Here is a 13,810-nt window from a genome sequence, read left to right as displayed (position 1 = left end):
CTCAGGCTTGTGCCAGCGCGGAATGGAAGAAGGGTTAAACGGCGACCTTACTGAAAGGTTGAGCGGATGGTGCGGTTACTCGCCCATCTGCTTCGGCGGCGTGGCCGGCCCGCGCCGGATGACGAGGTTCCGGATCTCGGTCATATCCTCCATCGCAAAGCGCACGCCTTCGCGGCCAAGCCCGGAGTCCTTCACGCCGCCATACGGCATGTTGTCGACCCGGTAGCTGGGCACGTCGTTCACCACCACGCCGCCAACATCGAGATGATCCCAGGCGTCGAGCACCTTGAAGATGTCGCGGGTGAAGATGCCGGCCTGGAGACCGAACTTCGAGTCGTTGACGATCGAGAGCGCCTCGTCCCAGGTGGAGAAGCGCTCGAAAAAGGCGACCGGTCCAAACGCTTCCTCGCGGTTGAGCTTGGTGTCGGAGGCGACCTCTTCGAGCAGGGTCGCTTCGAGCATCGCGCCGTCGCGCTTGCCGCCGCACAGCAGTTTCGCGCCCCTGCTCACAGCTTCCTGAATCCAGCGATCGAGCCGCTCGGCTTCCTTCACGTCGATCATCGGGCCGACAAAGGTATCGCGGTCGTGCGGATTGCCGGCGATCAGCGTCTCGGTCTTGGCGACCAGCTTGTCCCTGAATCCCTCATACACCTCGTCATGCACGACGATGCGCTGCACGCCGATGCAGCTCTGCCCGGATTGATAGAAGGCGCCGAACACGGTGCGCTCGACCGCATCATCCAGATCCGCGTCGCGGTCGATGACCACCGCGGCATTGCCGCCCAGTTCCAGCACCACCTTCTTCTTGCCGGCCTTGGCCTTCAGGTCCCAGCCCACGCCCGGCGAGCCGGTGAAGCTGAGGAGCTTCAGCCGGTCGTCCTCGGTGAACATGTCCGCGCCGTCGCGATGGGCGGGGAGGATCGAGAAGGCGCCCTTCGGCAGGTTCGTCTCGGCGAGCACTTCGCCCATGATGATCGCGCCGAGCGGCGTGCGGCTCGCCGGCTTCATCACGAACGGGCAACCGACCGCGATCGCCGGGGCGATCTTGTGCGCGGCGAGGTTCAGCGGGAAGTTGAAGGGCGAGATGAAGGAGCAGGGGCCGATCGGCACGCGCTTCCAGATGCCCTGATAGCCTTTCGCGCGCGGGCTGATGTCGAGCGGCTGGACCTCGCCCGTCATCCGCACTGCCTCCTCGGCGGCAATGCGGAAGGTATCGATCAGGCGGGTGACTTCGCCCTCGGCATCCTTGATCGGTTTGCCGGCCTCGACGCAGAGCGCATAGGCGAGTTCGTCGAACCGCTCCCGGAAGCGGGTGACGCAGTGATTGAGCACGTCCTGCCGCTCATAGGAGGCCATGCGCGCCATCGGCTCGGCCGCTTCGACGGCAGCGGCAATGCCGGCCTCGATCTGCTCAGGCCGCGCCATCGCGACGCGAAACGCCACTTCGCCGGTGAACTTGTCGGTGACCTCCAAGTCGGCATTGCCGGACCAGGCCTCATTCGCGAGATAGAGAGGGTAGGTGTCTTTGAGTTTGGTCATGGCATAGTCCTAAGCCCCTCCCCTTCAGGGGAGGGGTTGGGGTGGGGCAGTGCCCACCTGGTACGTAGTGGAAGCTCTTGCAGCGTGTCGGATGTCAACTGGAGTACGCCGGCAATGTTCTGCATCACATCAAGGTTGGTGAAGCGCGCTGTGCGGAACTCTTGTTTGAGCATGAAGGCGTCTCGCCGCGCGTCATATGGTTGATCATGAGTGTCACCGTCGATCTCCACGATGAGCCCTCGAGAGGGGCAGAAAAAGTCCACGATGAACGACCCGATCACCTGCTGACGCCTGAACTTGAAGCCGCCAAGTTGCGAGTTCGACACGTGCCGCCAGAACCGCTTCTCCGGCTCTGTCGGATTGCGGCGCATCTCGGCTGCGCGACGGTGAAGTTCCTGAAGTGTCAGCATGTTTGATCCTGCCCCACCCCAACCCCTCCCCTGAAGGGGAGGGGCTTAGTTCCCTACAGCGCCTTGCTCAGCTGCTTGATGTCAACGTTCAGAATTTGATCGTTTTGGCTATAGTCGACCGGGCAATCGATCAGGTGGACGCCCGGCGTATCCAGGCACTCCTTCAGCAGCGCCGGCAGATGCTCGGCGCTTTCGACTCGGTGGCCCCTGGCGCCATAGCTCTCGGCATATTTGACGAAATCCGGGTTGCCATAGGTCAGGCCCCAATCCTTGAAGCCCATATTGGCCTGCTTCCAGCGGATCATGCCGTAGCTGTTGTCGTTCAAGATCAGCACCGTGATGTTGAGCCCGAGGCGGACCGCAGTCTCCATCTCCTGGCTGTTCATCATGAAGCCGCCGTCGCCGCAGATCGCCATTACCTTGCGGTCGGGATAGACCATGGCCGAGGCCATAGCGGAGGGCAGGCCCGCACCCATCGTCGCCAGAGCATTGTCGAGAAGCACGGTGTTCTGCTGGCGCGCCGGATAGTTGCGGGCGAACCAGATTTTGTAGACGCCATTGTCGAGACAGATGATGCCATCGGCGGGCATGGCCTCGCGGATCTTTCGGACCAGGTAGGGCGGGAAGATCGGGAAGCGCGCGTCGCCATCGAGGCTGGCGGTGTGCTCGACCTCCGCTTTCCGGAAGCGGAGCATGTCGTCGAAACTCCACTTGCCCGAAGGTACGATGTCTTCCTTGATCTGCCAGATCGCGTTGCCGATGTCGCCGATCACTTCGACTTGCGGGAAATAGACCGGATCGACCTCCGCCGAACGGGTCGAGATGTGGATCACCTCGGCTCCGCCACGCTGCATGAAGAAGGGCGGCTTTTCGATTACGTCGTGGCCGATATTGACGATCACGTCCGCTGCTTCGATCGCGCGGTGGACATAGTCGCCGGCCGATAGCGCCGCGCAGCCGACGAACCTCGAATGCGTCTCGTCGATCACGCCCTTGCCGAGCTGGGTGGTGACGAAGGGAATGCCGGTCTTGTCGACCAGCTGCAGCAGCATGCGGCCGGTCACCTTGCGGTTGGCGCCGGCGCCGATCACCAGGATCGGAGCCTTGGCCGCCTCAAGCTTCCTGACCGCCTCGCGCACCGCCTTCGCCTCGGCCAGCGGACGCCGCACATAGCTGGGCGTAATCGGCGTCATCTCCGTATGCTCGTCGGCCACGTCCTCCGGGAATTCGAGGTGGGTCGCGCCTGGCTTTTCCTCCTCGGCCAGGCGGATCGCCTCGCGAATGCGGCTCGGGATGTTGTCGGCGCTGGCAAGCTGGTGGGTGAATTTGGTGATCGGTCGCATCATGTCGACCACGTCGAGGATTTGGAAGCGGCCCTGCTTGGACTTCTTGATCGGCTTCTGGCCCGTGACCATCAGGATCGGCATGCCGCCCAGCTGCGCATAGGCGGCGGCCGTGACAAAATTGGTCGCGCCGGGCCCGAGCGTCGCCATGCACACGCCGGTCTTGCCCGTGTGGCGGCCATAGGTCGCGGCCATGAAGCCGGCGCCCTGTTCGTGGCGGGTGAGGATCAACTTGATTTTAGTCGAGCGCGACAGGCTGTCGAGCATGTCGAGATTCTCTTCGCCGGGCACGCCGAAGATATACTCGACACCCTCCTCTTCGAGACACTGGATGAAGAGGTCGGAAGCCTTGGTCATTATTCCCCCCGTCGCGGAAAACTGGTGCGCGCGCCCCGTGCGCACGGCTCCGGCTTTGCCGATTCCCGTGTCGCGGCGCAGGCTTATCGTGTCGCGAAGGGGGAGGCTAGGGCGTTTACGGCTTCCAGAAGGGCCGTCTCGGATCGGCGATGATTGCCAACATAGGTGAAGTCACGTATAGTCGAGTCGCTTCGGGTAGATGTCCGGCCAAGTGGTTTAGTTCACTTGAGAAGCAAACGATCGGACACTGGCAACTGACATCGGCGTAAACAAGCTTGCGGGCTATTGCTTCGCAACTCGCGGAAGTGTGCTCGCTTGCTCGAATCAGGAGCCTAGTATGATGAACGAGAGCATCGAAGCAGCGAAAGTACAGCGTGAGGACTTGAGCCGGGCCGAGGCCATTACCGTGGCCGACTTCAGCACGGCGCTGTCCGGCGGCATCCTGCGGGCGATCGAAGCGCGCAAGCGCCCCGGCGCCGGCGGCGTGATCGACTGGCGGCCGTGGATCTGGGCGGGCTGGATCATCGGCGACGGGCCATTCGGTCCGGGCGGGGGACCCTTCGATCCCGGCACGATCAAGGATCAGCAGCCCTTCTAGCTGACGGGGAGGGGCCGGCATGGCCGGCCCTTTTTCCTCCAACAGGAGAAATCCAATGGATGCGCTGTGTCCCAGCGCGTCGGCCGATGCTGCCGGCGCGCGGGCCTTTGGCCTGGTCGGCGGTGACGCCGACCGCCCGAGGGTCGCCTATCTGGCCGAACCGGTTCCGGTTACCGAAGACCTGAAGCGCGCCGCCGCGCCCGTCACGCTCGAAGAAGTCGCGCGGACTTCCGCCCCGTGCGGCGGCAATGCCTGCCGTCACTATGACGGCGCGGACTGCACGTTGGTGAGGCGGATCGTCAGCCTGCTCGATCCCGCGGTCGCCCGGCCGCCCGCCTGCAGCATCAGGGGGCAATGCCGCTGGTGGGCGCAGGAAGGCAAGGCCGCGTGCCTGCGCTGCCCGCAAATCGTCACTCAAAGCATGAACGAAACGCGCGCCTATCAGGCAGCCATGACCCCTCCGAGCCAGGGAGCCTTCGCATGTTGAAGCCAAGGGCACGCGCCGTCCGCCAGACCAGCGCCGCCGTGATCGAATTGCGCGACGGCCGCCAGCTGCATGTGTCGCTCGGCGAAGACACCAAGGGAGACGGCAAGCACCGCTTCTTCGCGCTCGCTCTGCCCGATGCAGGCGAATCGGTTCGTCTGAGTTGGAGCTTGAGCGGCAAAGACCGGTGCAGCGCCGATCCGGACAGCTACCGGCTGAGCGTCAATGGCAAGGCGCCCGAGCGGATCGCCTTGCCCGATCCCAGGCAGCAAAAGGGGAGTGAAGGCCAAGGCGCCAGCGAGGTGCCGTCGCTGGCGCGCGCGCTGCAGGACCTTGGACCGATGCATCAGCTCGACCTGGACGGCTTTGCCGCTCCGGGTCCGGCCGGAGGCGCCGTCGCGATGGGGGCGCCGGAAGTGATCGGCTGTATTTCCGATTTCGCCGGCGCCGCCGGCGGTGCCGGCGCGGTCATCGGCGGCTTCGGCACGATGACTCCGGCTGGCGCAGGCGCGGGCGCAGGGGTCGGCGCTGCGGCAGGTGCCGTGTTCGGCACCGGCTTCTGCGTGACGTCCGCAATCCTCGAATGGATCTTCGATTGAAGCCTTAGAGGCAGGCTTCCAGGAAAGCCTGGTCGAAGCCGAACTGCTTGGCCTTGTCGAGCGTGTAGGGGCGGAGACCCGAGGAGCGATATTCGCCGATGATCTTGCCGTCGGCGGATTCGTCCAGATACTCGAACTTGAACAGCTCCTGGGTGACGATCACCGGGCCTTCCATGCCGATCACTTCGGTGACGTTGGTAACGCGGCGGGAACCGTCGCGCAGGCGCTTCACCTGCACGATCAGGTCGACGGAGTCGGCGATCTGACGGCTGATGGCTTCCTTCGGCACCTTGATGTCCGACATCATCACCATGTTCTCCATACGCGCCAGGCATTCGCGTGGAGAGTTGGAGTGAAGCGTACACATCGAGCCGTCGTGGCCGGTGTTCATGGCCGCGAGCATGTCGAAGCACTCGGCGCCGCGGATTTCGCCGAGGATGATGCGGTCCGGGCGCATACGCAGCGCGTTGATGACCAGGTCGCGGATCGTGATCGCGCCCTGTCCTTCAAGGTTGGCCGGGCGGGTTTCGAGCGGCAGCCAGTGCGGCTGCTGCAGACGAAGCTCGGCCGCGTCTTCGATCGTGATGACGCGCTCGCCCGGGTCGATCATCTTCGACAAGGCATTGAGCATCGTGGTCTTGCCCGAGCCGGTACCGCCGGAGATGACGATGTTGAAGCGGCTCGCGCCTGCGATCTTCAGCGCCGTCGCCATCTTTTCGGACATCGACCCGAACTTCGCCATCATGTCGAGCGTGATCGGCTTGGCGGAGAATTTGCGGATCGAGATGGCGGTGCCGCGCAGCGACAGTGGTGGCACGATCACGTTGACGCGGCTGCCGTCTTTCAGGCGCGCGTCGGCAAGCGGCGTGGTCTGGTCGACGCGGCGGCCGACCTGGTTCACGATGCGCTGCGCGATCTGGAACAGATGCTCTTCGTCGCGAAACTGGATGCCGGCGATCTCGAGCTTGCCCTTTCGCTCGATATAGGTCTGCTGCGGGCCATTGACCATGATGTCGGACACGTCCGGGTCGGCCAGCAATTCCTCGAGCGGCCCGAGGCCGAGCAGCTCGTCGATCAGCACCTTTTCGAGCGCGAACTGCTCGCGCCGGTTGAGCGTGATCTTCAGCTCGGCGAGCACCTCGCCGATGATCGGCGAGAATTCCTCGGCCAGCTCGTCCTTGCTGAGCGACGCGGCGGCCTCGGGATCGACGCGTTCGAGCAGGCGGGGGAGCACCTGCTCCTTGATCTTGTGAACGGAAGACTCAAAGCCTTCGAGCTTGGAGCTGCCGGCCTCGCCCGACGCCGCCTGGCGCTCGGCCAGGCGTGCCATCGCATCGAGCGGCGGCGCGACCGGTTCCGCTTCGGCGAAAGGTTCGGGCGCTGGCTCGCGGACGGGGATCGGGCTCGCCTGCATCGGGCGCGCGACACCGAAGGTCGGGCGCGCACCATTGCTGCCGATACCGCCACGCTTGCCGAATGCGCTCATTGCTACGCCTACTCCTCGGGCGAGGTGAATAGGCGCGAAACTTTGACAGAGTGCTAATCGGCGGAGCGGCGGGCGCAGATGGCCCGCCACTCCATGCTCGCTTCAGGCGGCTAGCGCCGGCCCTGCGCTCCGACGCCTGACCGCTACGCCGGCCAGGGCGAAGCCCGCGATCATCAGCCCCCAGTTGGCCGGTTCCGGCACGCCGGACACGCCGAACTGGCGGACGATATCCCGGAACAGCGCGCTCTGCACCGCCGCCGTCGGGTGGGTGCCGTCGAACGAGAAGATGCCGGCGCAGCCGGTCGCCTGGGCGCGCAGCTCGATGCAGCTCTTGTCGGTGCGCAGCGCCGGCAGCCCGAGCGAGCCGGGATCGGTCGCAACGCGGTTGAAGAAGTCGATATAGCTGAACCGGTAAAGCTCGGTGCCCGGCGCGAGCGTGAGCCCGTTCAGTGCGGCCTGTAGCTGGGCGTCGATCTGCACGGCCAGCGGCACTGTCGCGTTCGGGATGCCGGTGATCAGGATGTTGCGCGCGCCGAGGCTGTTCAGCGTCTGCACCGCGCCGACATACTGGTTCACGATCGCGTTGATATAGTCGGCTGGGTTGGTGAAGGGCAGCAACTGGGTCGGATCGCCGCCGGCAAAGCGGCCGAGCGCGAAAATGTCGTTGCCGCCGGCGTTCAGGATATAGAGCGCGTTCGGATCGGCCACCGGGCCCTTCGCCGCGACATAGGCGCCGATCTGCGGATTGATGTCCGGGATCGCATCCTTCGCGTCAGTGACGATCCGCGCACCGCCGAATGCGAAGTTGTTGCCGCCCGTCAGCGACGCCTTGGTCCCGCTGCCGAACAGCTGATAGTTGATGTAATCGACATAGTTATAGCCGTTGGTGAAGCGCCCGTTGAAATAGCCGAGCGAAGCGTTCGGCGTGGCACCGCGTGTCAGGGCGGAGATGTTACCCGCATCGACCAGGCTGTCGCCGAAGACGTAGAGCGCGCTGTAGTTGTTGGGGTTGCCAGTCGCCGTGTGCGCCGGTGCGGCAGCCGCCAGGGTAGCCGCAGCAAATACGAGCCCGATTGTCTTGTGCATGACCCATCCTCTCCTTTTTTGGGAGGCGATGGTTAACGCCCGCCGCGGCTGCTGCCAACGGCAGAAAACGAGTCATTTCATAGACTTAATCGCCTCCGCGATGACGCTACGGCGCCGTAGCGGCAGGCGTTCAGGCCGCGGTCCCGACCTGCTCGGCGAGGATCGTCAGGCCGCTCTCGCTTACCTCGGCAAAGCCGCCGGTCACCCGAATCGCGGTCGGGGCGGCACCCTGGGAGGGCACCACCAGCAGCTCGCCGTCACGCAGCGTCGAAACCAGCGGCGCATGGCCCTGCAGCACGCCGAAGTCGCCCTCGGTGCCGGGCACGGTCACCATATACACGTCCTCGGAGCGGACGAGCTTTTCGGGAGTCACGAGTTCGAAGTGCAGGGGCATCGGCTTTTTCCTAGCCCCTCCCCTTCAGGGGAGGGGTTGGGGTGGGGGTGTCCGGAGTGGCGACACGGTCGGAGACTACCCGCCGACTTTGCCCCACCCCAACCCCTCCCCTGAAGGGGAGGGGCTTTGGCGGTTACGCGTTCTCGGCGAGCTTCTTGGCCTTTTCGACCGCCTCGTCGATGCCGCCGACCATATAGAAGGCAGCCTCGGGCAGGTGGTCATATTCGCCGTCGACCACCGCCTTGAACGACTTTACCGTGTCCTCGAGCGCGACGAACTTGCCCGGGATGTTGGTGAAGACTTCGGCGACGTGGAAGGGCTGCGACAGGAAGCGCTGGATCTTGCGCGCGCGGGCGACGACCAGCTTATCTTCTTCCGACAGCTCGTCCATGCCCAGGATGGCGATGATGTCCTGCAGACTCTTGTAGCGCTGCAGGATCGACTGGACGGCGCGGGCGGTCTCGTAATGCTCCTGGCCCACCGTGCGCGGCTCAAGCACGCGGCTGGTCGAGTCGAGCGGATCGACGGCCGGGTAGATGCCCAGCTCCGAAATGGCGCGGCTGAGCACGGTCGTGGCGTCCAAGTGGGCGAAGGAGGTCGCCGGCGCCGGGTCGGTCAAGTCGTCGGCGGGCACGTAGATGGCCTGTACCGAAGTGATCGAACCTTTGTTGGTCGAGGTGATCCGCTCCTGCAGCGCGCCCATGTCGGTCGCGAGCGTCGGCTGATAGCCCACGGCCGAAGGAATGCGGCCCAGGAGCGCGGACACTTCCGAACCCGCCTGGGTGAAGCGGAAGATGTTATCGACGAAGAACAGCACGTCCTGCCCTTCGACGTCGCGGAAATATTCGGCGATCGTCAGACCCGACAGCGCGACGCGGGCGCGGGCGCCCGGCGGCTCGTTCATCTGGCCATAGACCAGCGCGACCTTCGACCCTTCAGAGGTCGCATTGCCCTCAGCGTCCTTCGCGATGACGCCCGCGTCGAGGAACTCGTGATAAAGGTCGTTGCCCTCGCGGGTCCGCTCGCCGACGCCGGCGAACACGGACGTGCCGCCATGACCCTTGGCGATGTTGTTGATCAGTTCCTGGATGAGCACGGTCTTACCGACGCCGGCGCCGCCGAACAGGCCGATCTTGCCGCCCTTGGCGTAGGGCGCGAGCAGGTCGATGACCTTGATGCCGGTGACCAGAATGGCGTTCTCGGTCGACTGGTCGACGAACACCGGCGCTTCGGCGTGGATGGGCGCGGTGTCGGTGTGGCCGATCGGGCCACGCTCGTCGATCGGCTCCCCGACGACGTTCATGATGCGGCCGAGCGTCTTGGGGCCGACCGGCACGCGGATCTGCGAGCCCGTGTCGCGCACGGGCTGGCCGCGGGTCAGGCCTTCGGTCGAATCCATCGCGATCGTGCGGACCGTGTTCTCGCCCAGATGCTGCGCCACTTCGAGCACCAGCCGCTGGCCATTATTCTCGGTCTCGAGCGCCGAGAGAATGGCGGGCAGGTGGCTGTCGAACGACACGTCGACGACGGCGCCGATGACCTGGGCGATGCGGCCGGTCTGGCCGGTCGCGGCGGAGCGTTCGAGGGTCTGGGGCTCAAGCATTTCGCGTCTTCCTTGCCTTATCCTTTGTTCCCCGGCGAAGGCCGGGGTCCATGCCCGCTGGGCCCCGGCCTTCGCCGGGGAACAGGGTGCTGTTCAAACTAGAGCGCCTCTGCGCCCGAAATAATCTCCACCAGCTCCGTCGTGATCGCCGCCTGGCGGGTGCGGTTATACTGGATGGTCAGCCGGTTGATCATGTCGCCGGCGTTGCGCGTCGCATTGTCCATCGCGGTCATCTGCGAGCCGTAGAAGCCGGCCTGATTTTCCAGCAGCGCGCTGTAGATCTGGATCGCGATGTTCTTGGGCAGCAGGTCGGCGAGGATCGCCTCCTCGTCCGGCTCATAGCTGACGGCAGCGCCAGCCGAAGTTGCAGACGTCGACGCCGACGCGTCGAGCGGGACCGGGATGATCTGCTTGCCGGTCGGCTCCTGCACCAGCGCCGACTGGAACTTGGAAAAGAACAGGTACGCGACGTCGAACTCGCCAGCTTCGTAGCGGGCGATCAGGTCCTGCGCGATCGCCTGGGCGTCCTCGAACCGGGCGGTTTTGGCCTGGCTCATGTCCCGGTCGGCGAGGGTAAGTTTGGGATAGAAGCGGTTGACGGCGGCGCGGCCTTTGCGGCCGGCGATGTAGAAGCGGACCGTCTTGCCCTGTGCGATCAGATCGTCCGCCGTCCGGCGCGCTGCGCGGATGATATTGGTGTTGAAGCCGCCGGCCAAGCCGCGCTCCGACGTGGCGAGCACGATCAGGTGCGTGTCCTGCTTCCCGGTGCCGGCCAGCAGCTTGGGTGAAGAGGCGCTGATCGTCACCTTGGAGGCGAGCGACGCCATCACCGCCGCCAGCCGCTCGGCATAGGGGCGCCCCGCCACCGCCGCGTCCTGCGCACGGCGCAGCTTCGCCGCGGCGACGGTCTTCATCGCCCGGGTGATCTTCTGCGTCGACTTCACCGAGCCGATGCGGATCTTCAGAGCCTTGAGGCTGGCCAACTTGTCTTACCCTCTGATCGTCATCCTGAACTTGTTTCAGGACAAGCTTTCCAGCGACGGATCACCGGATGCCTTGTCCCGAAACAAGTTCGGGATGACGGCTTCGTGTTTACGCAAACGACTTCGCGAACGCGTCGAGCGCGTCCTTGAGCTTGCCCTTGGCGTCGTCCCCCAGATCGCGGCTGTTGCGGATCGTGTGGAGCACTTCCGGGTGCTGCGAACGCAGGAATGCCAGCATCTCGCGCTCGTAGCGAGTGACCGCCTCGACCGGCACGTTGTCGAGATAGCCGTTGGTGCCGGCGAAGATCGACGCGGTCTGCTCTTCGAACGGCATCGGGTTGAACTGCGGCTGCTTCAGCAGTTCCGTCAACCGGGCGCCGCGGGCGAGCAGCTTCTGCGTCGAGGCGTCGAGGTCCGAACCGAACTGCGCGAACGCCGCCATCTCGCGGTACTGCGCCAGCTCCAGCTTGATCGAGCCGGACACCTTCTTCATCGCCTTGGTCTGCGCGGCGGAACCCACGCGGCTCACCGACAGGCCGACGTTGATGGCCGGGCGGATGCCGGCGAAGAACAGGTCGGTTTCAAGGAAGATCTGGCCGTCGGTGATCGAGATCACGTTGGTCGGAATATAGGCCGACACGTCGCCCGCCTGAGTTTCGATGATCGGCAGCGCAGTCAGCGAGCCATTGCCGTTGGCATCGTTCAGCTTCGCGGCGCGCTCCAGCAGGCGGCTGTGCAGGTAGAACACGTCGCCCGGATAGGCTTCGCGGCCCGGCGGACGGCGCAGGAGCAGCGACATCTGGCGGTAGGCGACGGCCTGCTTCGACAGATCGTCATAGACGATGACGGCGTGCATGCCGTTGTCGCGGAAATACTCGCCCATCGCGCAGCCGGTATAGGGCGCAAGGAACTGCAGCGGTGCCGGGTCCGACGCGGTCGCCGCGACAACGATGGAATAGTCCATCGCGCCATTCTCTTCGAGCGTGCGGACGATCTGCGCGACGGTGGAGCGCTTCTGACCGACGGCGACGTAGATGCAGTACAGCTTCTTCGACTCGTCGTCGCCGGCGTTCGCCGTCTTCTGGTTGATGAAGGTATCGAGCGCGACGGCGGTCTTGCCGGTCTGGCGGTCGCCGATGATCAGCTCGCGCTGGCCGCGGCCGACCGGGACCAGCGCGTCGAGCGCCTTGAGGCCCGTCTGCACCGGCTCGTGAACCGACTTGCGCGGGATGATGCCCGGCGCCTTCACTTCGGCACGGCGGCGCTCGACGTTCACGAGCGGACCCTTGCCGTCGATCGGATTGCCGAGGCCATCGACGACGCGGCCGAGCAGACCCTTGCCGACCGGAACGTCGACGATGGTGCCGGTGCGCTTGACCGTGTCGCCTTCCTTGATCTCGGCGTCGGAGCCGAAGATCACGACGCCGACATTGTCGGCCTCGAGGTTGAGCGCCATGCCCTGGATGCCGTTGGCGAACTCGACCATCTCGCCGGCCTGAACGTTGTCGAGGCCGTAGATGCGCGCGATGCCGTCGCCGACCGACAGCACCTGGCCGGTTTCCGAGACTTCGGCTTCGGTGCCGAAGCTGGCGATCTGGTCCTTGATGACCTTCGAGATTTCTGCGGCGCGGATATCCATTGTGTAAGCCTTCAGCCTTTCATCGCGTGCGCGAGGGAGTTCAGACGGGTGCGGATGGAACTGTCGATCATCTGGGAGCCGATGCGGACGACCAGCCCGCCCAAGATGGTGGGATCGACATTGAGTTCAACGGCGACGTCGCGGCCAAGCCGTTGGCGCAGCTGGCTTTTCAGCTGGGCGACCTGATCGTCGTCGAGCGGGTGGGCGGAGGTGACTTCGGCCGTCGTCTCGCCGCGATGCCGGGCGGCGAGGGTGCGGAAGTTGCGAATCACCATCGGCAGCTGGCCCAGCCGACGGTTTTGCGCGAGCACGCCGAGGAAGTTGGTGGTGACGGGATCGAGCGCGAGCGCGTTGGCGGTCCCGGCCACGCCCTTGGCCGCGTCTTCGCGGCTCAGCACCGGGCTCGTGATCAGGGTGCGAAAGTCTTCGGACTGGTCGAGCGTCGCGCGGAGCTTGGCCAGGCTCTGCTCCACCGCTTCGATCTTCTTGTCTTCGCGCGCGAGCTCGAACAGCGCGGTCGCGTAGCGCCCCGAAAGGCTAGCCCCAATGCCGCCGGAATTCTCCACGCGTGAAATGTCCTCCAAGACGAGAAATGGCCCTACGCCAAAAGGGGCGCGCAAACGCACCCGGCGAGGTCGCGGCGCGGTTAGCAAAGGGGTGCGGGCGATGCAAGCGGTGTGCGCGGACATCCGAGCTGGGTCCTCGGCGAAGGTCGGGATCCATCTGCTCGGTACTCGATCCTTGGACCCCGGCCTTCGCCGGGGAACAAATTGGCCCGCACTTTGACCGCAAGGTGCGGGACGCGGTGCGAATCGGCCGCGGCTAAGTCCACTCCCGACAGGAGACGTGCAGTGACTTATCTGATCCAGGGACTCGACCCCCAGCTCGCCCGCACCGGCGGGGCTCGGCGGGTCACGGCGACCGACAAGCCCGGCTTTCCATGCCGCGCCACACTCGAGGATGCCGAGATCGGCGAGTCGGTGCTGCTGTTCAACCATGTGTCGAACGACAGCGACGGCCCGTTCCGCGCCAGCTTCGCAGTCTATGTTCGCGAGCAGGCGGAGCGCGTCGCCGTCTACCGAGACGCCCTCCCGCCGGTGTTCGCGACGCGCACGATCAGCCTGCGCGGCTTCGACGAGGCGGGCGACCTTCGCGCTGCCGAATTGGCGAGCGGAGAGGCAATAGATCCTGCGATCAGGGCCATGCTCGACAGGCCGGAGATCGCGTTCATCAACGCCCATAATGCCGCGGCCGGCTGCTTTGCCGCGCGAATCGTGAGAGACTGAGCC

14 protein-coding genes are annotated in these 13,810 nt (G+C 65.1%); 4 read left to right on the top strand and 10 right to left on the bottom strand.

The features are described from left to right. Nucleotides 1–75 precede the first annotated feature (75 nt). The 3 genes from HJG53_RS03975 to HJG53_RS03965 are packed head-to-tail and all read right to left on the bottom strand — an operon-like array spanning nucleotide 76 to nucleotide 3,649. Nucleotides 76–1,539, bottom strand: coding sequence for an aldehyde dehydrogenase family protein (locus tag HJG53_RS03975; protein ID WP_171127857.1), 1,464 nt, complete (start codon nucleotides 1,537–1,539; stop codon nucleotides 76–78). Further along, on the bottom strand, nucleotides 1,536–1,949 hold the full coding sequence (locus tag HJG53_RS03970) for an endonuclease domain-containing protein (RefSeq protein WP_171127856.1): 414 nt from the start codon (nucleotides 1,947–1,949) through the stop codon (nucleotides 1,536–1,538). Before HJG53_RS03970 ends, HJG53_RS03975 begins: the two co-directional genes overlap by 4 nt. A 53-nt stretch (nucleotides 1,950–2,002) precedes the next feature. Further along, complete coding sequence (locus HJG53_RS03965; RefSeq protein WP_171127855.1) at nucleotides 2,003–3,649, bottom strand: acetolactate synthase large subunit; 1,647 nt, start codon at nucleotides 3,647–3,649, stop codon at nucleotides 2,003–2,005. Between the two features lie 337 nt (nucleotides 3,650–3,986). On the opposite strand from HJG53_RS03965, the gene HJG53_RS03960 reads away from it, so the two are divergent. From HJG53_RS03960 to HJG53_RS03950, 3 genes are read left to right on the top strand one after another with little or no spacing between them, the layout of a single operon-like run. Then, nucleotides 3,987–4,247 (top strand): hypothetical protein, encoded by a 261-nt coding sequence (locus tag HJG53_RS03960; RefSeq protein WP_171127854.1) that lies wholly within the window; start codon nucleotides 3,987–3,989, stop codon nucleotides 4,245–4,247. A gap of 55 nt (nucleotides 4,248–4,302) precedes the next feature. Next, the gene (locus HJG53_RS03955) at nucleotides 4,303–4,734 is read left to right on the top strand and encodes a hypothetical protein (RefSeq protein WP_217352582.1); all 432 of its coding nucleotides are present in this window, start codon (nucleotides 4,303–4,305) and stop codon (nucleotides 4,732–4,734) included. Further along, a complete protein-coding gene (locus HJG53_RS03950; protein ID WP_171127852.1) occupies nucleotides 4,728–5,330 on the top strand; it encodes a hypothetical protein in 603 nt (200 codons plus the stop codon). Before HJG53_RS03955 ends, HJG53_RS03950 begins: the two co-directional genes overlap by 7 nt. Before the next feature lie 4 nt (nucleotides 5,331–5,334). Here HJG53_RS03950 and HJG53_RS03945 read toward each other — a convergent pair whose 3' ends face one another. The 7 genes from HJG53_RS03945 to HJG53_RS03915 form a co-directional block, all read right to left on the bottom strand. Further along, nucleotides 5,335–6,816: an ATPase, T2SS/T4P/T4SS family gene (locus tag HJG53_RS03945; RefSeq protein ID WP_171127851.1), complete on the bottom strand. Its 1,482-nt coding sequence runs from the start codon at nucleotides 6,814–6,816 to the stop codon at nucleotides 5,335–5,337. A 102-nt stretch (nucleotides 6,817–6,918) separates the two neighbouring features. Next, nucleotides 6,919–7,902, bottom strand: coding sequence for an SGNH/GDSL hydrolase family protein (locus tag HJG53_RS18550; RefSeq protein WP_171127850.1), 984 nt, complete (start codon nucleotides 7,900–7,902; stop codon nucleotides 6,919–6,921). Nucleotides 7,903–8,032: 130 nt separating this feature from the next. After that, entirely contained in the window at nucleotides 8,033–8,296 is a 264-nt protein-coding gene (locus HJG53_RS03935) for an ATP synthase F1 subunit epsilon (RefSeq protein ID WP_171127849.1), read from the bottom strand. Between the two features lie 133 nt (nucleotides 8,297–8,429). Beyond that, complete coding sequence (gene atpD / locus HJG53_RS03930) at nucleotides 8,430–9,899, bottom strand: F0F1 ATP synthase subunit beta (RefSeq protein WP_171127848.1); 1,470 nt, start codon at nucleotides 9,897–9,899, stop codon at nucleotides 8,430–8,432. A gap of 98 nt (nucleotides 9,900–9,997) precedes the next feature. Then, nucleotides 9,998–10,882, bottom strand: a complete 885-nt coding sequence (locus HJG53_RS03925) for a F0F1 ATP synthase subunit gamma (protein ID WP_171127847.1) — start codon at nucleotides 10,880–10,882, stop codon at nucleotides 9,998–10,000. Nucleotides 10,883–10,991: 109 nt separating this feature from the next. Then, the gene (gene atpA, locus HJG53_RS03920) at nucleotides 10,992–12,521 is read right to left on the bottom strand and encodes a F0F1 ATP synthase subunit alpha (RefSeq protein WP_171127846.1); all 1,530 of its coding nucleotides are present in this window, start codon (nucleotides 12,519–12,521) and stop codon (nucleotides 10,992–10,994) included. A gap of 11 nt (nucleotides 12,522–12,532) precedes the next feature. Then, entirely contained in the window at nucleotides 12,533–13,087 is a 555-nt protein-coding gene (locus HJG53_RS03915) for a F0F1 ATP synthase subunit delta (protein ID WP_171127845.1), read from the bottom strand. Between the two features lie 285 nt (nucleotides 13,088–13,372). Here HJG53_RS03915 and HJG53_RS03910 point away from each other — a divergent pair, with 285 nt between their 5' ends. Continuing rightward, entirely contained in the window at nucleotides 13,373–13,807 is a 435-nt protein-coding gene (locus HJG53_RS03910) for a DUF1203 domain-containing protein (RefSeq protein WP_368039499.1), read from the top strand. Nucleotides 13,808–13,810 lie beyond the last annotated feature (3 nt).

This window comes from Sphingomonas sp. ID1715, from assembly GCF_013044515.1.
Classification (GTDB): domain Bacteria; phylum Pseudomonadota; class Alphaproteobacteria; order Sphingomonadales; family Sphingomonadaceae; genus Sphingomonas_B.
This window is presented reverse-complemented; position numbering and strand designations above follow the sequence as displayed.